21 protein-coding genes are annotated in these 19,513 nt (G+C 61.6%); all 21 read right to left on the minus strand.

Annotation, left to right across the window (positions count from 1 at the left end):
- Positions 1–22 precede the first annotated feature (22 nt).
- The gene (gene queC / locus BK660_RS24855; protein ID WP_123435519.1) at positions 23–724 is read right to left on the minus strand and encodes a 7-cyano-7-deazaguanine synthase QueC; all 702 of its coding nucleotides are present in this window, start codon (positions 722–724) and stop codon (positions 23–25) included.
- 160 nt (positions 725–884) lie between these two features.
- Complete coding sequence (locus BK660_RS24860) at positions 885–1,676, minus strand: hypothetical protein (protein ID WP_123435520.1); 792 nt, start codon at positions 1,674–1,676, stop codon at positions 885–887.
- A gap of 26 nt (positions 1,677–1,702) precedes the next feature.
- A complete protein-coding gene (locus BK660_RS24865; protein ID WP_123435521.1) occupies positions 1,703–2,929 on the minus strand; it encodes a beta-ketoacyl-ACP synthase in 1,227 nt (408 codons plus the stop codon).
- Positions 2,929–3,657 carry a 3-oxoacyl-ACP reductase FabG gene (gene fabG, locus BK660_RS24870; protein WP_123435522.1) on the minus strand — a complete coding sequence of 243 codons (729 nt, stop codon included), beginning with the start codon at positions 3,655–3,657 and terminating at the stop codon, positions 2,929–2,931. Before fabG ends, BK660_RS24865 begins: the two co-directional genes overlap by 1 nt.
- Positions 3,654–4,115: a hotdog family protein gene (locus BK660_RS24875; RefSeq protein ID WP_123435523.1), complete on the minus strand. Its 462-nt coding sequence runs from the start codon at positions 4,113–4,115 to the stop codon at positions 3,654–3,656. The genes fabG and BK660_RS24875 overlap by 4 nt, the downstream gene beginning before the upstream one ends.
- On the minus strand, positions 4,112–5,308 hold the full coding sequence (locus BK660_RS24880; RefSeq protein WP_123435524.1) for a beta-ketoacyl-[acyl-carrier-protein] synthase family protein: 1,197 nt from the start codon (positions 5,306–5,308) through the stop codon (positions 4,112–4,114). Before BK660_RS24880 ends, BK660_RS24875 begins: the two co-directional genes overlap by 4 nt.
- The gene (locus tag BK660_RS24885) at positions 5,305–5,787 is read right to left on the minus strand and encodes a hypothetical protein (RefSeq protein WP_123435525.1); all 483 of its coding nucleotides are present in this window, start codon (positions 5,785–5,787) and stop codon (positions 5,305–5,307) included. Before BK660_RS24885 ends, BK660_RS24880 begins: the two co-directional genes overlap by 4 nt.
- Positions 5,788–5,836: 49 nt before the next feature.
- Positions 5,837–7,084 carry an NAD(P)/FAD-dependent oxidoreductase gene (locus BK660_RS24890; RefSeq protein ID WP_123435526.1) on the minus strand — a complete coding sequence of 416 codons (1,248 nt, stop codon included), beginning with the start codon at positions 7,082–7,084 and terminating at the stop codon, positions 5,837–5,839.
- On the minus strand, positions 7,071–8,231 hold the full coding sequence (locus BK660_RS24895; RefSeq protein WP_123435527.1) for a sodium:proton antiporter: 1,161 nt from the start codon (positions 8,229–8,231) through the stop codon (positions 7,071–7,073). The genes BK660_RS24890 and BK660_RS24895 overlap by 14 nt, the downstream gene beginning before the upstream one ends.
- The gene (locus tag BK660_RS24900) at positions 8,228–10,570 is read right to left on the minus strand and encodes an MMPL family transporter (protein ID WP_123435528.1); all 2,343 of its coding nucleotides are present in this window, start codon (positions 10,568–10,570) and stop codon (positions 8,228–8,230) included. The genes BK660_RS24895 and BK660_RS24900 overlap by 4 nt, the downstream gene beginning before the upstream one ends.
- Positions 10,554–11,156 carry an outer membrane lipoprotein carrier protein LolA gene (locus BK660_RS24905; RefSeq protein ID WP_123435529.1) on the minus strand — a complete coding sequence of 201 codons (603 nt, stop codon included), beginning with the start codon at positions 11,154–11,156 and terminating at the stop codon, positions 10,554–10,556. The genes BK660_RS24900 and BK660_RS24905 overlap by 17 nt, the downstream gene beginning before the upstream one ends.
- Complete coding sequence (locus BK660_RS24910) at positions 11,153–11,578, minus strand: acyl-CoA thioesterase (RefSeq protein ID WP_123435530.1); 426 nt, start codon at positions 11,576–11,578, stop codon at positions 11,153–11,155. Before BK660_RS24910 ends, BK660_RS24905 begins: the two co-directional genes overlap by 4 nt.
- Positions 11,571–13,115, minus strand: coding sequence for an HAL/PAL/TAL family ammonia-lyase (locus BK660_RS24915; protein ID WP_123435531.1), 1,545 nt, complete (start codon positions 13,113–13,115; stop codon positions 11,571–11,573). Before BK660_RS24915 ends, BK660_RS24910 begins: the two co-directional genes overlap by 8 nt.
- Positions 13,096–14,043, minus strand: coding sequence for an LpxL/LpxP family acyltransferase (locus BK660_RS24920; protein ID WP_123435532.1), 948 nt, complete (start codon positions 14,041–14,043; stop codon positions 13,096–13,098). Before BK660_RS24920 ends, BK660_RS24915 begins: the two co-directional genes overlap by 20 nt.
- Positions 14,040–14,774 (minus strand): glycosyltransferase family 2 protein, encoded by a 735-nt coding sequence (locus tag BK660_RS24925; RefSeq protein WP_123435533.1) that lies wholly within the window; start codon positions 14,772–14,774, stop codon positions 14,040–14,042. Before BK660_RS24925 ends, BK660_RS24920 begins: the two co-directional genes overlap by 4 nt.
- Before the next feature lie 170 nt (positions 14,775–14,944).
- Positions 14,945–16,627 carry an acyl-CoA synthetase family protein gene (locus BK660_RS24930; protein WP_123435534.1) on the minus strand — a complete coding sequence of 561 codons (1,683 nt, stop codon included), beginning with the start codon at positions 16,625–16,627 and terminating at the stop codon, positions 14,945–14,947.
- The gene (locus tag BK660_RS24935; RefSeq protein ID WP_123435535.1) at positions 16,624–17,169 is read right to left on the minus strand and encodes a COG4648 family protein; all 546 of its coding nucleotides are present in this window, start codon (positions 17,167–17,169) and stop codon (positions 16,624–16,626) included. Before BK660_RS24935 ends, BK660_RS24930 begins: the two co-directional genes overlap by 4 nt.
- Positions 17,166–17,420 carry an acyl carrier protein gene (locus tag BK660_RS24940; protein WP_007947135.1) on the minus strand — a complete coding sequence of 85 codons (255 nt, stop codon included), beginning with the start codon at positions 17,418–17,420 and terminating at the stop codon, positions 17,166–17,168. Before BK660_RS24940 ends, BK660_RS24935 begins: the two co-directional genes overlap by 4 nt.
- Before the next feature lie 9 nt (positions 17,421–17,429).
- Complete coding sequence (locus BK660_RS24945) at positions 17,430–17,690, minus strand: phosphopantetheine-binding protein (protein WP_123435536.1); 261 nt, start codon at positions 17,688–17,690, stop codon at positions 17,430–17,432.
- Positions 17,671–18,480 carry a lysophospholipid acyltransferase family protein gene (locus tag BK660_RS24950; protein WP_123435537.1) on the minus strand — a complete coding sequence of 270 codons (810 nt, stop codon included), beginning with the start codon at positions 18,478–18,480 and terminating at the stop codon, positions 17,671–17,673. The genes BK660_RS24945 and BK660_RS24950 overlap by 20 nt, the downstream gene beginning before the upstream one ends.
- Positions 18,456–19,181 (minus strand): beta-ketoacyl synthase chain length factor, encoded by a 726-nt coding sequence (locus BK660_RS24955; protein ID WP_123435538.1) that lies wholly within the window; start codon positions 19,179–19,181, stop codon positions 18,456–18,458. Before BK660_RS24955 ends, BK660_RS24950 begins: the two co-directional genes overlap by 25 nt.
- Positions 19,182–19,513 lie beyond the last annotated feature (332 nt).

Here is a 19,513-nt window from a genome sequence, read left to right on the forward strand (position 1 = left end):
TGCCACGGCTTCCCCTGGACGTTTACCATTTAATCTTTTGTTTGTTTTCCAGGCTTTCCAAAATCTTAGCCTTGTTCTCCAAAAACTCATTCAGCCCTTTCGCTCGAAGATTGCACGCGTCGCAATTCGCGCATCCAGTGCCAATTATTCCGTTGTAGCAGGTCAGTGTCTGGTGCTGAATCAATTCAAGCTTTCCATGCTGCTCCGCGAGAGCCCATGTTTCCGCCTTGTTCAACCACATGAGCGGCGTTTCAATGCGCAGTTTGTAGTCCATGCCCAGCTCAATGGCTATATGCAGAGCCCTGACAAATTCGTCGCGGCAATCCGGGTAGCCAGAGAAATCCGTCTCGCAAACACCTGTGATGACGGCCTCGGCCCGAACTTGATAGGCATAAATAGAGGCCAAGGTTAAAAACAGAATATTTCTACCGGGTACGAAAGTGCTTGGCAGGCTATTTCCAGAACTACCCACTCCAGGTACCGGAATGTTGTCACGCGTCAAACTACTGATAGCCAGTTCATTCAACAACGTAGCGTCCAGCAACTTGTGCACGGTCACGCCAAGCTCTTTCGAAAGCTGCTGCGCGACCTCGATTTCCGCGTGGTGGCGCTGGCCATAGTCGAACGTAATGCAGTGGATTTCATCGTAGCGCGGCAACGCGTGGATCAAGCAGGTGGTGGAGTCCTGCCCACCGCTGAAAACGATAACGGCTTTTGTAGTCATGGTTCGTTCGTCCTTGTGATGCCCCGACATATCACGGGGCATTGAACCTAGCGCAAAGCCTCAATTCTGGTTGTCGGACGTTTCCGAAATGATGTATTCCGGCTTCCCTTTATTTCATTTCTATTCTCGGAATGGAGGTGTGTTGAGCCCATTCTCCACCTCACTCAACCCGCACCAACTCCCCACGCAACGCCACCCCAGACACTTCCACCTTCGGCAAACACTGATAGCTCCTGCTATCGCTGCTCAAATCGCGTTTGCCAGCCGCCGCAATATTGATCACCGCATTGGCCCCGGCTTTTTTCGCCTTGCTCTGCAACGTCGCCAGCGTTGATTGCAGTGCCCGGAAGCAGGCGTCTTCATCCGACACTTCTTCGTTCTGGGTGATTCGGCTGCTGCTCACGGTGTTCAGCTTGCTGACGTTGGCCGGCAGCGCTTCTCCCGCCAGGTAGAACTTGACGCTGCCGTCCAGCAAGCCGATTTCGGTAGCGCGTTTCACGCCTTCACGGAAGTTCTGGAAGGTGGGTTCGTAGGCGTTTTGCAGGGCGACGAGTTGGTCCCGGTCCGGGTCGGTGGCCAGTTGCTGGATCACGTCGTCACGCAGGTAGCTGATCCAGCGGTTGTAGGTGCCGTGGATCAAGCCGTCCTTGTAGTTCAGCCCGCGGCTGTCGCGGTAATCGATTTCGAACGAATTCGAGGTGTAAGGGATGTCGATTTCGGCGTGGTGATCACCGCGCACAGTGATGGCCGCTTTGATCAGGCCGGGCTGCGCCGACTGCACGGTCCATTCGCGTTCAATCAGCGAGGTGACGATGGCGCGGCTCATCCGGTCGTTGGTGAGGTCTTTGTCGGCCGTAAAGGTTTCCTTGGCGGTGTACACCGGGTTACCGGTGCAACCGCTCAGCGCTGCGGCCACGGTGAACAACGCGCCGATGCGCTGATACAGAGTCATTCCTTTTACTCCAAAGGTGTTTCAGGTCAGTGCCAGCGACGGAAGATCAACGAGGTGTTGACGCCACCAAACGCGAAATTGTTGTTCATCACGTATTCATTGCTCATTTGCCGGAACTCGCCGCGCAAGTAATCGAGCTTGCCGCAATGCGGATCGACCTCGTCGAGGTTCAACGTGTGTGCATACAAATCACGGTTCATCATTTCGATGCTGAACCAGGACTCCAGTGCACCGCAGGCGCCCAGGGTGTGGCCGAGGAAGCTTTTCTGCGAGCTGATCGGCATGTGTTCGCCGAACAACGCACTGGTTGCCAGTGTTTCGGCAATGTCGCCTTGTTCTGTAGCGGTGCCGTGACCGTTTACGTAGCCGATGTCCGACGGTTGCAGCCCGGCGTCTTCCAGGGCGAGCTCCATGGCCCGGCGCATGGTCAGTTGTTCAGGGCGCGTGGTGTGCTGGCCGTCGGCGTTGCTGCCGAAGCCGACGAGTTCGGCGTGGATGCGCGCGCCGCGAGCCAGTGCGTGTTCCAGCTCTTCAAGCACTAGCATGCCGCCGCCTTCACCAATCACCAGGCCGTCGCGGCCCTTGTCATAAGGACGAGGGGTGGATTGCGGGGCGTCGTTTTTCAGGCTGGTGGCGTACAGCGCGTCGAAGACCATGGCTTCGGTCGGGCACAGCTCTTCGGCGCCGCCCGCCAGCATCAGCGGTAGACGGCCGAACTTGATCGATTCGTAGGCGTAACCGATGCCCTGGCTGCCGCTGGTGCAGGCACTCGACGTCGGGATCAAACGGCCGGTAAGGCCGAAGAAGATGCTGATGTTCGCTGCGGTGGTGTGCGGCATCATCCGCACGTAGGAGTTGGCGTTCAGGCCTTCGGCCACAGAGTTGAGCAGCATGTTGCCGAATGCCTTGATCTCGTCGGTGCTGCCGGTGGACGAGCCACACGCGACGCCCATGCGCCCGTCCTTGATCGACTCGTCGCCCAGCAGTCCGGCATCGGCCAGCGCTTGCTCGGCCGCGCCCACGGCGAGCCGCGACACCCGGCCCATGCTGCGCAATTGCTTGCGGGTCCAGTGGCTCGGGACTTTGAAGTCATCGATCGGGCCGGCCAGGCGCGTGTTGAGTTCGGTAAAGCGATCCCACTCGTCCATCCGGCGAATGCCGCTGCGGTTGGCCGCGAAGTGGCCGGCGATGGTGTCCCAGTCGCTGCCAAGGGACGTGATGCCGGCCATGCCGGTGACGACAACGCGTTTCATCAGCACAGGCCTCCATTGACGGCCAGAACCTGCCGGGTGATGTACGACGCTTCCGCCGACATCAGGAAATTCACCGCGCCGGCCACCTCTTCCGGGGTGCCCATGCGTTGTGCGGGGATCATTTTCATCAGTTCTTCCACGGGCACGTTTTCGTCGAGCATGGCGGTGTCGATCAGGCCGGGCGCGACACAGTTGACGGTGATTTTGCGTTTGCCCAATTCAATCGCCAGCGCCTTGGCCGCGCCGATCAGACCAGCCTTTGAAGCGCTGTAGTTAACCTGGCCACGATTGCCGATCAACCCCGACACCGAGGTGATGCAGACAATTCGCCCGGCGGCGCGACGACGGATCATCGGCATCATCACCGGGTGCAGCACGTTGTAGAAACCATCGAGGTTGGTGCGCATCACCACATCCCAATCATCCTCGCTCAGCGCCGGAAAAGCACCGTCGCGGGTCAGGCCGGCGTTGAGCACGACGCCATAATAGGCGCCGTGGGCTTCAACGTCGGCTTCAAGAATGGCTTTGCAGCTGGCGCGGTCGGAGACGTCGAATTGCAGGACGCGTGCATGGCGGCCCAAGGCTTCGATTTCGCCTTTTACGGTCATGGCGTCCGCCAGACCGCTGCGGCAATGCAGCACGATGTCGTGCCCGGCCTGAGCCAGGCGCAGGGCGATGGCGCGGCCGATGCCACGGCTGGAACCGGTGACCAGTACGGATTCAGTCATGACTGGACTCCTTCGGGTTCATGAAGATATTGAGCGGCCTGAGGCGGACGAAACACGTTCAGGCGTGCGCTGGCGTGGATGCCGGGAGCGTTGATATGGCATTCGAACACGCCCATGCCGTTATCGTCTTCCAGCGAGCGAATGCCGTGGATGGTCAGTTCGGTGCCGGCCGGGAAGTGCTCGACGTTGCACTCGAATTTACGGCTGCCGAGCAGAAAGCCCAACGCCACCGCATCACCGCGCTGTCGCGCATGGCAACCAGCGTAGGCGGCGACGCTCTGGGCCATTATTTCAATGCCGACCCAGGCCGGCAGGCTGCCGTCGGGACGGTTGAACAAGCCGTCGGGTCTGACGGTGAGGCGGGTGTGAATCTGCTCGTCGTCGAACGCGAGGATCTGCTCGATCAGGATCATGTCGCCAGCGTGGGGCAGCAACTCGGCGAGCGGCCAGTCAATCATGGTGCATCTCCGATAATCAGGCTGACGTTGTTGCCACCGAAAGCAAAGGAATTGCTCATCAGGTAGCGAGGTGCAATGGACGTCAGGCGATCCGCCGGGGTCACCCAATGCAGTGCTGGCAAACTCGGGTCGGGCTGGCCGTCCCAGAGATGAGGTGCGAGTGCGTGGTCGCGATTGTCCGGGCCCAGGCTCAGCCAGCAGAACGCGGCTTCCAGCGCGCCGGCAGCGCCGAGGGTGTGACCGGTCATCGGCTTGGTCGACGAGCAGGGCACGCCTTGCGGGAACAGTGCTGCCACGGCGAGGCTTTCCATCGCGTCGTTATGCTGGGTCGCGGTGCCGTGCAGGTTCAGGTAATGGATCTGCTGCGGTTGCAGGTTGGCCCGGTTCAGGGCTTTGCTCATGGCTTGCAGGGCACCACGGCCGCTCGGTTCCGGCGCAGAGATATGGTGCGCATCGGAGCTCGCGCCGCTGCCGAGCAGGGCGATGGACTGGCCATCTCCCGCGCTTTTGGTCATTAGGAACAACACGGCCGCTTCACCGATGTTGATGCCGTTGCGGTTGACCGAAAACGGATTGCAGCGCTGCCCGGACACTGCTTCCAGGGCCGAGAAGCCGTTGAGGGTCAGTTTGCACAAGCTGTCGACGCCGCCGCATAACACCGCGTCGCACAGGCCTAGGTCGAGCAGGCGCTGGGCACTCATCAGCGCCCGGGCGCTGGAGGTGCAGGCGGTGGAGATCACATAGGCCGGGCCACTCAATTGCAGCCAGTCGGCCAGGAAGTTGGCCGGTGCACCGAGTTCCTGTTGCTGATAGTCGTACTCGGCAGGGAATTCATGTTCGCGGATGTAATGGGCCAACCCACGGCTGGCCTCATCGATGCCCGAGGTGCTGGTGCCCAGAATCACGCCGATGCGGTCACGGCCGTAGGTCTGGATCGCCTGATCAATCTCGTCGCGGATTTGCAGCGCGGCGTCCATCAGCAGTTGGTTGTTGCGAGTGTCTTGCACTTTCAACTCAAACGGAATCGACGGCAGTTCGCCGCTCACCGCCGCCACCGGCAAGGCGCGCTCTGGCACCCAGCCGGTTTCGACGCGCAGGCCTGAGCAATCGCCGGCAAACAGGTTGGCGGCGACTTCGCGTTTGCCACGACCCAATGCGCAGATCACCCCGAGGGCATTCAAATAGGCGGTCATGGTGCTTCCCCGCTCAGCGGCGTGACTTCATAGCGGGGCCCCTTGGGCAGGTTCAATTCAAAGGTCATGGGTTGTGAATAAAGAACGTCCCAGTGTGTGGGCAGGGAACGTTGCCTGCCGTGCTGCCACGCGGTGGGGTAGTTGCCCGCCAGTTCATCTTTTGGGGTCAGGGCAAACAGCAACGCGGCGAACAGCTCCCGGGCTTCCGGGTTGGGCGGCAACAGACCATCGGAATGCCACTGGCCATCGATCAGTTTCTGCCGCGCTTGTGGAATGCCCAGCAAATCCATCATCGACCAGCGAAGCCCCGTCTCTTCATGCTGGATCACCAATACCCAGTCCTGACGTTGCGCGGCCTCCAGGCGCTGGATGTGCAATTGCAGCGGCAACGTCAGCTTCGGGATGTGCTCGGGCAGCGGTGCCTGGCTGGCGCAAGCGCTCAGCAACAGCAGGCAGCCCAGGAGCAGAAAACGGGTCATCAGGCATTACCTTCAAGGGAGTTGCACCGCAAACAGGCGGTCCTGTCATTCATGTGACATCTCTGGCGCAGAGTTCTGATAACACCCGCAGCCGACGCTTGGGTTCACTGACGAACGGGTTGCGTTCGTCCCAGGCATAACCGGCGAGAATCGCGCTGATCATGCGACGAATGTCCGGCGAGCTGCCTGGATGGTAGATCACATCCTGGAAGGTCCCGGCGTACCAGCCCTCGACGTAGCAGCGGAAGGTGTCGACGCCACGCTTAAGCGGTTCGGCGAACTCGGTCTGCCAGTCGACGCTTTCCCCTTGCAGCTGACGATGCAACACGCCAGCGGCCATGCTCGCCGAGCGCATGGCGATGGTCACGCCGGAGGAGAACACCGGGTCGAGGAATTCCGCGGCGTTGCCGAGCAGCGCAAAGCCCGGGCCGTGCAAGGTTTTGACGTTGGCCGAGTAGCCGCCGATGGTGCGCGCGGGCGTGTCCCACACGGCATTTTTCAGTACGCCCGCCAGGCTTGGGGTTTCAGCGATGAACCCGCGCAGGCAGTCGTCCAGATTCTCCATGCGGCCTTCGAAATGTTCCGCGGCCGCGACCACACCCACCGAGCAACGACCGTTGCTGAACGGGATGGTCCAGAACCAGATGTCGCGATGGATCGGGTGAGTGGTAATGAGGATTTTTTCCCGCTCGAAGGACGGGCTGTCGATGTGGTCTTCGATGTGGGTAAACACGGCCTGGCGCACCGGGAAATTCGACGGCGCTTCAAGGTCCAGCAAGCGCGGCAGCACACGACCGTAGCCGCTGGCATCGAGCACGAAATCGGCTTCGATGCGGTACTGGCTGCCGTCTTCGCGTAGCACCTCGAGTTGCGGCTTCGACAAGTCGAAATCGACGCTGACGATGGCTTCGCCGTAACGCACTTCTACGCCTTGCAGCGCCGCCTGATCGGCCAGCAACTTGTCGAAATCGGCGCGCTGCACCTGGAATGTGGTCGGCTTGCCATGGCTGAACGTGTCGCCAAAATCGAAGGCGCTGTACTGCTCGCCCCAGGCGAACGCGGCGCCGTTTTTAAGCTGGAAACCGGCAGCGTTCACGGCCTCGAGCATGCCGGCTTCTTCAACGAAGTCCAGGCAATGCGACAACAGGCTCTCGCCGATGGAAAACCGCGGGAAGTGCTGGCGCTCGATCATCAGCACGTCGTGACCGTTACGCTTGAGCAGCGCGGCAGCGATGGCGCCCGAGGGCCCCGCGCCGATGACGACGACCTGGCGACGTTGCAATTCAACTGTTGGCACGGGGGCTCCTTGCCGGGGCGGCGATGGTCAAAGGGGGGCTGTGCATCCCGGCGAGTGCCGGCAGCAGCGTCGCGATCAGGCCCATCACCATCAGCGCAAAGTACAGCGCCGGGCTGATGAGCTGTTGTTGCAGCAGCAGGTTGAGAAAAACGATCTCGCTCAAGCCACGAATATTCAGCAGCAGGCTTTCCCGCCAGCGGCTGGCGCCTTCAAAGGAGGCGCCGGCCCAACCAAGACCCAGCCAGTTGCCCAGCAGTTTGCTGGCAATCGGCAACAGCAGCAGTGCCGCCAGTTGCAGCCAGCTCAAGCTGCTCATGGCGGCGTGAACGTTGATCTGCACAATGCCGAACGTGAGGATCAGCGGGATGGCGATCCAGGTTTGCAGACGGGTCATCGACACTGCGGATATTGGCCATACCAACGGCACTTTCAGCGCGGCCATGCACAGCAGATAACCGATGCCGAAAATCAGCGCGTTGAGCTTGAAGTGCTCGGCGACCACCAGCAGCGCGAAGAAGCAGCCGCTGTGCAGCAAAGGCTGACGCAAACCGAGCAGGCGCAGCAGCACCGGCAGGCAAGCGCCGGCCAGCGGCAACAGCAGACTGCTCAGGTGCAGGCTGCCCTGGGCGAAGCCGAACAGCGTCCAGCATGCCAGGTCGATGAGGATCGCGGTCTGCACCAGGCGCCGGGTGGCGTCGGGCGGGTAATTGATGTGGCGCAGGTACAAATACAGCACCGGAATCGCGGTGATGGCGAATACCAGGCCCACCGCCAATGAACTGATCCACGATTGCGCGGGCAGCAGCCACACCGCCGTCGCCAGCCCGCCCGCGAACGGAATGCAAAAACTCGGCAGGGCGATTTTCAGGCTCTGGCGATCCAGCCGCAGGTCGATCACGTCACTCAGAATGTGCCCCAGCAGCAAGGCGAAGCTCAGGCTGTAGAGGTTTTTCAGCCACGTCGGCGAGATCAGTTCAGCGCCGCTGAGCTGCCAACCGGGTTCGATCCAGAAGTACATCAGCAGTGGCAGGCCGAAGGTTGCCAGCAGCAACTGGCTGACGATGGGGATCAGGCCGAAATGACGACCGACACGGGTGGCCACGGCGAACAACGCGAGGGCCATCAGCCAGAACAGGACAATCATCATGCGGTTGACTCCGCGACCGCAGCGGTGTGCGGATGTCGTCCGGCCCATGGCGCCAGGATGAAACTGAAGGCCAGCCCCAGGCTCACTGACAGACCAAAATTGCTCACCGCCGGCGTGCTCGATACCGCGAGCAAACCGAACGACAGCCAAGTGGTCAGCGCTGCCAGCAAGGTACCCAGCAGGCTCACAGCGGCGCCGCCGACCTGTTCGCGCATGAGGATCGCGTAATCGACGCTGATCGCCGTCACCAGCAGCAGACCGAACAGACTGAACAGTGTGAGCGGTTGCCCGAGCCAGCCAAGACTGGCCAGGCTGCACAACGCGGCGAGCAGTGGCAGGGCAACGATGCGCAAGGCGCCGCCGAGACCGAATGGCAGCATCAACACCAGCACGATCAGCGCGCAGGAGGCGAGTTTGAGCTCCGCTGCGCTGATCTGTGTCGCGGCGAAAACGTTGTTCAATTCACCGAGGCGGTCGACCAGTTTTACACCGGGCAAGTCCAACGCTTGGACGCGTAACAGGGTGGGGTCGTTCAGGCCCTGCAGGCTGACCATCGCCGCCACGCCACCGTCATCGGTCGGCCCCAGCCACAGTGGGCGGTAGGGTTCCGCCAACGGGCCGAGCAGTGCGGCATCGATGTCTTCGGTGGGCAACGCCTGCAATTTCGTCAGCTCGGCGTGCAGCGCTTCGGCCGGTACGCCGACGTCGAGCAGCGGTTGCCAGAACTGCGGCAGCTTGCCCAGTGCTTCACGCGCTTGCTGCTGTTCGCTTGGCTGGCTGACCAGCTGATTCAGCGACAGGTAACCCTGGAGTTTTTCCAGGTTCACCAACTGATCCAGCCGTTCGCTCAACGCGGTCTGACGCTCCAGCAGTTCTTGCTGATTGGCGCCGCGCACCAGGAAGAACTGGCTGGTCGGTTGAAAGCCGGTGATGCGCGCAATGGTCTTGGCTTCATCAGTCAATTGCTGCGGTGCGCCGATCCACTGGCGGATGTCATTTTTGCTGTCGAGTTTCAGCAGGCCACCCACGCAGAAGGCGATCAGCAGGGCCAGCAACACCGGCGTGCTGGCCTGCTTGAGCAGCGCTTCACGCAGGCTAACCAGGTTTTCGCAGAGGCGCAGTGGCCACTGCGCGGGTCGTATGTCCGCACCCTTGAGCAACGCCGGCAGCAGGCAAACGGCGGACAGGTAGGCACCGAGCAAACCGGCGGCGGAGAATACGGCGATCTGGGTCAGGGCCGGGAACGGTGTCCACGCCAGCGCCAGGTAACCGATGCAACTGGTGATCAGGCTCAGCGTCAGGCCCGGCAGCGTCAGGCGTAATGCCGGCCAACTGTGCCAGGGTTTCAGGCTCCAGCTTTTCGACAGGTAATGCAGCGGATAGTCGACGGCCACACCGATCAGGCTGGAGCCGAGCACCAGCGTCATCACATGCATATGGCCGAACAGCGCCACGCAGGCCACCGCACCAAACAGCATGCCCACCAGCACCGGAATGAACGCGAGCAATACCCGCCAGCGGCGGAAGGCCAGCAACAGCAACGCGAGAATCCCCAGAGTGGCGCCGCCACCGACCCACGTGATCTCGCGGGTGGCTTGTTGCTGACCGCTCGCGGCGTAGAGCAATCCGCTGGCTGCCAGCAATTGCACGTCAGACTGCGCCGCTTGTTCGCGGCTGTGTTTCAGCAGGTCGGCCACTTGCAGCGGCAGGCTCATGTCGAAGGCGTTGCCGGTGGTTTTTGCCCGCAGCATCACCCAGCTCTTGCCATCGGCATCGGCGATCAACGCGCCGCTGCCGATATCCAGTTGCACGTCGCCGTGTTGCGGCTGGCTGTTCTGGATGCGTCCGGTCAGGCCCAGCCAGTCATCCTGGCTTGGCACCAGGCTGAAGCCGGTGAAGGGATCGAATAGCGCTTGCACCCGTTGCTGGATGAAGGCGTCGGGATGCTCGATCAGTTGTTGTCGATCCGTCTCGGACAGCATCGCCAATCGGCCTTGCAGCAGTTGCGTGCGCAATGCGGGCAAGTCGGCTTGCAGAGTCCACTGGACCTTCTCGAACAGACCGCTGGCCTGCCATTGCTCGCCGAGCTTCTGCGCCATGGCGGTGGCTTGCTCGCGATCCGTGTGGCCGACCAACACCAGCATTTCGCGGTTCAGCGGTTCCTGCATGCGTTGTTCGGCGCGCAGTTCCAACGCGTCCGGCGCCGTACCCGGCACCAGTTCCATCAAGTTGGCCGACAGCGGTGCGCCGTCGCGCCATTGCCAACCGGCGAGCGCGAGCACTGCCAGCAGCAGGATCAGAAATAGCCATGGCAGCCTGCGTTCACTCGGCAAAGTCATGTTGCTCCGCAGTGCTCAACGGTTGGAAGCGGGTGCTGTCCTGCATGCGCAACAGGGTGCTGTCGCCCTGGGTTTCCAGCAGTTCGATGGTGCTGACCAATTCGCCGCCGGTGATGTTGATCTGTTTGAACACCTGCTTGAGCAGCAGAGAGCGCGGGATCAACGTCAGCTTCCAGTTCTGCGCGTCGCCACTCAATGACAGCTCGAAGTCACGCTGCAAACCGCTGCTGTCGCCTTGCAGCACGGCGAGGAACAAGCGGTTCTGCTCGGCGCCGGCGCTCTTGCCTGGCAGCATTTGCCACCCGCTGGCGTCACGTCGGGCAATGCCCTTGGCGGTGATGCGGTAATCCTGTTGCAGCGGCGTTTTCAGCAGCCACAGCAGGCCATTATTTTTCGCGAGAACAAATGTGCCCTTGCTGGTCAGCGGCTGGGGCAGGGCGCGCAGGTGTTTTTCCTGGATGAAGTTGCCGTGGATCACCTCGGGCTTGGCCAGTTGATCGCTTAGTTGTTGCAGATCGAAAGCGTGGGCGAGCGATGACAAACCGAGCAGTACCAGCGCACCGAGGCCTTTGAAGATCGGGTTCATGCCAGCATCCTGTCGACAGCGTCGGTAAACACCTTCGGTGAGGCCAGCTGCATTTCGCGGCTGGCCATGTCGACGGCGACTTGCACGGAGCTGGCGCGGGTCAGGCGTTCACCGGTTTCCAGGTCACTGATCAGGTAGTTGATCTTCAACCGGTTCTCCCACTCCACCAGATTCGCCCGCACGTTCAGCTTCTGGCCGAACACGGCGCCGCGCACGTAGCGAAGCTGCAAGTCGATGACGGGCCAGGCGTAACCCGAGTCGGACATCGCCGTGTAGTTGTGGCCGATCTTGTCCAGCAGCGCACAGCGGGCAACTTCCAGATACTTGACGTAATGGCCGTGCCAGACCACGTGCATGGTGTCGACGTCAAAGAACGGCACCTGGATTTCCGTATCGGTGTGAAGCACTCCCTTGCTACGCATGCAGCCTCCAGTGTTGCTCGGCAATTTGTTTCAGGCACAGGCGCAATTCGCCTTCCAGGGCACGGTCTTCGATGACCGGCGGGAAATCCTTGGCCAGCTCGTCGTGCATGGCGGCCAGCGCTGGCGGCAACGGGCGAGCATCCTCGGCCTTGCTGCGCAGCCACACACCCTGGTTAGCGGCGAGCAGGGTCGCGGCGGCGACCTGTTCGGTCAGCTCCAGTACGCGAATCGCATCGCGGGCGGCGATGGTGCCCATGCTCACTTTGTCCTGGTTGTGGCACTCGGTAGAGCGCGAGAAAACGCTGGCCGGCATGGTGTTTTTCAGGGCTTCGGCGGTCCATGCGCTGGTGCCGATCTGCACGGCCTTGAAGCCGTGGTTGAGCATCGCCCGGTCAGCGCTGGCGCCGGACAGATTGCTCGGCAAGCCATGGTTGTAACGCTCGTCCACCAGCAACGCGAGTTGACGGTCGAGCAAGTCAGCCACGTTGGCCACCAGGTTCTTCAGGCTGTCCATGGCGAACGCGATGTGACCGCCGTAGAAATGCCCGCCGTGCAACACACGCTCGGCTTCAGCGTCGATGATCGGATTGTCGTTGGCGCTGTTGAGTTCAATTTCGATGAACGAGCGCAGCCAGTTCAGGCTGTCCGCCAACACGCCGAGGACATGGGGCGCGCAACGCAGGGAATAACGGTCTTGCAGGCGGTGCAATGGCGCGGTCGGCGCGTCGATCGCCAGATCCTTGCGCAGCCACGCGGCGACTTGCATCTGCCCCGGATGCGGTTTGGCGGCGAACAGGCGCTCGTCGAAGTGTTCCGGGTTGCCCTGCAACGCCACCACGTTCAATGCGGTGATGCGGGTGGCCAGTTGCAGCAGGTAATCGGCGCGGGCGAAGGCCAGGCAGGCGAGGCCGGTCATCACCGCGGTGCCGTTCATCAAGGCCAGCGCTTCTTTCGGACGCAGTACCAACGGCTGCCATCCCAGTTCACGGTGCACGTCGGCGGCTTGTCGACGTTCACCGCGGAACATCACTTCGCGTTCACCGGACAGGGTCGCGGCAACGTAGGACAACGGCGTCAGATCACCGCTGGCACCCACCGAACCTTCTTCCGGGATCAGCGGCAGGATGTCGTGTTCGAGGAACGCTTGCAGGCGTTCCAGCAGTTCCACGCGCACACCGGACACGCCATGGCACAGCGACTGCAAACGCGCGGCGAGCACCGCGCGGGTGGCCTGTGCGTCGAGCAGTTTGCCCAGGCCGCAGCCGTGAAAGGTATACAGATGACGGGGCAGCGCCTCGACGTGATGCAGCGGTACCGCGACCACGCAGGAGTCGCCATAACCGGTGGTCACGCCATAGATCACGCCTTCCTTGTCCAGCAGGGAATCGAGGAATCGCGCGCCCTTGGCGATGCGCTCGCGGTACGCGGAGTCGCCCTGCAATTGCGTCGGCACCTGACGGTTGGCCAGGGCCAGCACGTCTTCGATGCGCAAAGGGAGTTCGCCGAAGGTTACCGGCTCATGCGTTGGCGTCGTCATCGGTCTTCCAGAAAGGGTAAAAGTTGAACCATTGTTGGGGCGCTTCGAGGCAATAGTGACCCAGGCGCTCGGCATAGCGGGACGCCCACTGATGAATGACCTGTTCGCGGTCGCTGCGTTTCCACACCACGGCCTCGGCAAACGGTTCGAGGGTCACGCGGTATTGGCCCGATGGTTTTTTCAGGCACATCAGCAGATTGATCGGGCATTTCAGCAAACCGGCGAGCAACCACGGCCCCTGAGGGAACGCCGCCGGATGGCCGAGAAAATCCACGGTCACACTGCGTCCGCCGTGCAGTGGCACGCGATCGCCGGCAATCGCCAGCCATTCGCCGCGCTCAAGGCGTTCATGCAATTGCAGCATGATCACCGGGTCCAGCTCGCTGACCTGGATCAACCGCAGATTGGTTGCACCGGCCTCGCCGAGCAAGCGGTTGAACTGTTCGGCGTGCTTGGTGTGGACCAGCACGTTCATCGTGACTCTTTCGCCGATTTCCGCGAGTGCGCGGCAGACCTCGAGATTGCCCAGGTGCGCGCCCACCAGCATCTGCCCGCGGGTGCCGCGCAGTTGATTGCGCAGCAGCGCCGGGTCGATGATTTCGATCTGGTCGATGCTCAGCTTGCCGTTCCACACGTCGAGCTTGTCGAGCATGGAGTCGGCGAATGCCATGAACTGGCCGAACACCCGCCAATGGGAGGGACGCAGTTCCGTGCGACCGCTCCAGTCGACGAGACGTTGCTGGTACTGCCAGGCGCTGTGGCGCGCACTGCGGCCGAACAGGAAAAAGTACAGGACGATGCCATACAAAATCGGGCTCAACAGCCGACGTCCCAATACTTTGGCGCCGAACGCGGTGAGCTTCATCAGCCAGAAACTGCCTCGCTCCTGGCGGTCGGCCCAGTGCTTTTTATCTACGTCACTGCTCATGCCCGCCACCGTCGCCAGAGGATCACCGGTGCCCGCAGCAACATGCCGAAAAACAGCCGTGTGTGCATGCTGGAAATCAGCACATTGTCGTGGAACAGGCGGAAATGCGAGACGCCGTCCAGCGGGTAATGAACCCGGGTCGGCAGCCACTGCATCGGCAGGTTGCGCCAGGCCAGGCGCACGAGAATGTCGGAATCAAAGTCCATGCGTTTGCCGATCTTCGCCGAGTCGATCAGCGCCAGCGTCGGCGGTAATGGATAGACGCGAAAGCCGCACATGGAGTCGCGAATCTGCAAGGACAACGTGTTGATCCACACCATGACGTGCGTCAGGTAGCGGGCGTACAAACGACCTTTCGGCACGCTGGCGTCGTATTGCGGGTAACCGCAGATGACTGCGCCGGGGTGGGCGCGTGATTGTGCGATGAACAGCGGCACATCTTGCAGGTCGTGCTGTCCGTCGGCGTCGACTTGCAGCGCGTGGCTGAAACCCAGGCGTGAAGCTTCGCGCAGGCCGGTCATGACGGCGCCGCCCTTGCCCTGGTTGGCCGTGAGGCGGATCAGGTTGACCATCTCGCGCTGGGCCAATCGGTCGAGCACCCTGGCGCAGGCTTGATCGCTGGCATCGTCCACCAGAATGCACGGCAGGCCACTGGCGATCAGCGCATCGACCACAGCGGTGATTGCGGTTTCGTGGTTGTAGACCGGGATCACGGCGCAGGGGCTATGCACGATCTGAAACCTCCACAGAACCCCTGTGGCGAGGGAGCTTGCTCCCGTTGGGATGCGAAGCAGCCCCAAAACCATTCAATGCCGATTTCATGACGAGTGCTGCGCACTCGAACGGGACGGTGCGGCGATCCGACAAGCTCCCTCGCCACAACAAGCGGCCACTCCACAGGTTATGCATTGCTTGGCGCCTCCAGCAAAATCCGCCCACTGGAGCAGGTGGCGGTTTCATTTCGATAGGCGAAATACAATTTGCTGCGCTCCGGGTCAAAGCGCAGGTGCAACTGGATTTCGTCACCGGGGCGCACCAGTTGCTGGAATTTCAGCACTTCCATGCCCGCGAATTTTGCCGGCAGGTCCATCAATTGCTGGCCGAGGCTCATCGCCCATTCCACCTGCACCACGCCGGGCAGTACCGGGGTTTGCGGGAAGTGGCCGCTGAAGTAAGCGAGGTCCGGCGGGACCGCCAGCTGAAGGCTCCACTCGCCGCCGACTTCAACCTGTTCGAGCACTTCCGGTGCTTTGACTCGGGGCGCCAGCAATAAGGCTTCGACATCGGCCTGAGGCAGTTTGCCCTGCGCGTTCAGAGGCATTTGCCGCAGCAATCGCCAGCGTCGTGGCAGGGCGAGGGTTTCGCAGTGCTGGGTCAGGTGCTGACGCAGTTCCTGCGTGAGGGTGCGTCGACCCTGATTGCGCAAGGCATGCAAGCCCGATTCGCTCAACACCAACAGCGCACCCAGCGAGGCGCGGTTTTCCTGGACCACGCCGAGGCGCGCTTCCGCGACCCAGTTGTGGTCCATCAGGGCCTTTTCCAGCATGGGCAGCGAGATACGTTTTTCTTCCAGTTTGACGATCCGGTCCAGCCGTCCGAGCAATTCAAAACGGCCGTTGGCCGTAATGCGTGCGGCGTCAGCGGTGTGTTCGGTGTGGCCGGCCGGCAAATAGGGCGACTGGATCAGCAGCGCGCCGTCACTGTCCTGGCTCAGTTCGACCTCCGCAAACGGCTGCCAGAGATCGTCCCTCTGACGCCAGGCGATGCCGCCGGTTTCCGAGCTGCCGAGGATTTCCGTTGGCCATTGTTGCAGACGCTGGTGCAGGCTTTGCGCGGCCTCGGCGGGCAACGCGCCACCCGAGGAAAACACTCGTCGCACGGCGCTCAAGGCGGGCCAGTCGAGGTTGTCACCCATGCGCTTGAGCAGCGCCGGGCTGGCGACCCAGGCGAAGGCCGGGTGTTCACGGCTGGCACGCTGCAAGTCTTCGGGAAACGCCAGTTGCTTGCGTACGAATGTCCGCCCGGCGCACAACGGCCACAGCACCCGAAACAGCAAGCCATAGATGTGTTGAGTGGCGACGCTGCCGATAATGCACGCCTCGCCCAGGTCTGCGCCCCAGAGTTGTTCCAGCGCCTGAACTTCATTGGCCAGTTGGCGCAGGGTTTTATCGATGCGTTTGGGTTCGCCACTGGAGCCGGAAGTGCAAAGGCTCAGCTGGCAGGTGTCCAAATTCAGTGCGGCACCCGCGAGAGGCGGGTGACGGTAATCGCTCAGGGGCGCGTCATCGGCCAGATCGGTCAGCCACAGATCGACTTCGCCGGACCAGCGCTGGCGCGTCTGCGGTTGCAGGTCGGCGGGCAGCAGCACGCTGACGCCGGCGCGCCAGGCGCCGAGCAGGGCAATGGCCAGCTCTGCGGCGTCTTCCAGGTGCACGGCAATGCGCTGCACACCCTGGGCTTGCAGGCCGGCTGCCAAACGCAGGGCCTGTTCGCACAGTTGTGCATGATTCAACGCCGGTTCGGCCGTGACGGCACGCTCCGGCTGAGCCTTGAGCAACAGCTGCTCAAGCTTTATCCAATTCATGAGTGGCCTCGTACCCGTTGTCGTATCAGCCATTCAATGGCAAACAGCAGGCCCATCAATCCGTAGGAAATCAGACCGGTGTACAACATCCACCAGCTCAGCGGTGCCCAAAGGGTCAGGGCGGCGGCGAGCAAGCCGTTAAAGATGAAAAACACACACCAGGCAATCGTCACCTGACGCGTATAAATAATGGCCTTGGCCGGCAGGTGCGGTTCACGCAGGCGCGCCAGGCGTTCGACCATCGGCGGGCCGAATTTTAGGCTCAGGCCAAACAGCCCGAGCATGAACGCGCTGATCAGCACCGGGTACCAGCGCAGCAAGCGCGGGCTGTCGAACAGCGCCAGCAACAGGCAAAAAGCGATGGCGATGGTCGACATCCACAGGCTGCCGGGACGCCGCGCCCCGAGCAACGCCCGCGCCAGCCACAGGCTGCCCAAGAGCAGGCCGAACTGCCACGGAGCAAAATGTTCCATGCCGAAATACACCGCAAAGGGGTACATCAGGCCCGCGAGCAGCAGGCCAAGGCCGACCAGTCGGCTCATGCTGCCGGTTGAACCAGTCGATAGACCGCCTCGACCACGTCGCTGACAGTCCGCACCGATTTGAATTCTTCGGCGGCGATTTTCTTGCCGGTCTGACGCTTGATGTGATCGATCAGGTCGACGGCGTCGATGCTGTCGATTTCCAGATCCTGATACAGGTTCGATTCGAGGCTTACGCGCGCCGGGTCCAGCTCGAAGAGTTCGACCAAGGCATCGCGCAGGGTGTTGAAAATGTCGTCACGAGTTTGCATGGTCCGGTCTCAAGCTGCCTGTTTTGCAGTGACGAACGCCGCAAGGCTCGCCACGTTGGTGAAGTGATTACGGGTGTCCTTGGCGTCGGCGTCGATTTTGATGCCGTATTTTTTCTGAATCGCCAGGCCGAGCTCCAGAGCGTCCACCGAATCCAGGCCCAGGCCTTCGCCGAACAATGTCTGGTCGTTGTCGATGTCGTCGGCGCTGATGTCTTCGAGGCCGAGGGCGTCGATGATCAGTTCTTTGATTTCACGGTGTAGTTCGCTCATCTTCGGCGAGCTCCTTAATAAAGTAAGTATGCAGATATTCGTTGAGCTTGCGCGAAGCCTGCGGGGGCGGGCCTAGCGTTGCGAAAGACTGTGGGTCTATATCGGCCCCAACGCGAAAACTGAAGTGCACGCGGCGTTTCGGGATCCGATACCAGGGTTCGGCCTTGGTCAATGTCGTCGGGCTGACCTTGATGATCACCGGGGTGAGGATTTTCGCACCGCGCAGGGCGATTGCCGCGCCCCCCCGATGAAAGGCTGGCGCCTCACCGGGCTGGGTGCGCGTGCCTTCGGGAAAGATGATCAAGGTCTGGCCGTCTTTCAGTGCATCGGCAGCCGCGTCCAGCATGTCCATGCTGCCGTCGTTGCTGATGTATTCGGTGCGACGCAGCGGGGCGCGGGTAAAAGGGTTGTCCCAGAGACTTTGTTTCACCACGCAATTGGCATGACGCACCAGGCCAATCAGAAACACGACATCGATCAGCGAGGGGTGATTGGCGAGGATCATTTGCCCGGGGCGACCGAGTTTTTCCGCCCCCTGGATGTCGTAGGTCAGGACGCCGGTACGGGCCATGAACCGGACAAAAAACCAGAAGCAACGACTGACGGTTTTTCGGGCGCGCAGCCGGTGGGTCCTGGCATCACCGGGCAGGCAACCCAGCAACGGAAAAACCACCAGCCGCAGGCACAGGCCGCCCAACCCGAACAGGGTGAAGCTTGCGGCAGTGGCCAGCAGGCGCCAGTAATAGGCGTCGCGGTTTTTTCCGGTTACGGGGTGCGATGCCAAGTCCATACACGATTCTTCCAGGCATGTTGGCAAGTGGTTTGCTGGCCGAGCAGGGTACGCAACAGATTCAGGGCATGGGGCCAGTGGGCTTTGGACAAGCATTGCGTCGAGCTGTTCAGGGACAACTGCCAGTCGGTACCGGGGGTTAGCAACAACGCCACGGCATACGGAAACGGCACATCGTCGATCCAGGTCTCGTAGGCGTCGGGCGGTTGTTCTTCGGTGACAATCAACAGGACGGCAGGCGCGCCTTCGTCCAGCATCGCCGCGGCCTCTAGCATGCCGTGTTCAAGCCCGTCACCGGCGGCGGCGAGCGCGGTCATTTCGCTGGTTTCGCCACGCATGATCGACCAAAGACCAATAACGGCGTTGTGGACGGACAAGCTGAATTGAGTCGGCGACAACGGCTGGTCGGCCGCCAGATCCCTGAGGATTTCGAACGTGCGCGGCGTTTCGCCGTGGCGGGAAATAAAGACCAACGGTAGGTCCTTGCGACTGTCGGCCAAGGGCCAGCCGACGCTGAAGGCCATTCGCGCCAGGCGGCTGAGTCGCCGGCGCTGCATGGCGGGCAGAAACGACACGTCGGGGGCGGCATCGCTGCTCGCAAGCACGACCGGTTGTCGGCTCCATGCCTGCCAGTCGTCCACGCTTTCGAGCCCGGGAGCCCACGCGCGCCATTGGGCGATGTTGAAGTTGATCACAGACATACATCCCGCCCCAGCAGGGCTAACGTGACGCGGTGAGTCGCAAAAACAGCGACAGACCTTACGTGGCGCGTAACGCCGAGTGGCGCGCATTATCCCGGTGCTACAGGTGCGTAGCAAATGCTGGTTACATTTTGCGCAAGGAAATGTACCGTCCGGTTCGCGAAAATTTATCGTTTGGCCATTATCCACATCGGGATGCTCGCGTCTGTCGGCGCAACGCCAAATTCAATGGATGAGATTGCCTCTTATTCATAGGGAAACAGGCGCTGACCGTGTAGTCCCTATCCCAAGGAGGTAGCTAAGCGATGCCGTGGACTACTACACTCGGTCAT

This window comes from Pseudomonas brassicacearum (assembly GCF_003732265.1).
GTDB lineage: Bacteria > Pseudomonadota > Gammaproteobacteria > Pseudomonadales > Pseudomonadaceae > Aquipseudomonas > Aquipseudomonas brassicacearum_D.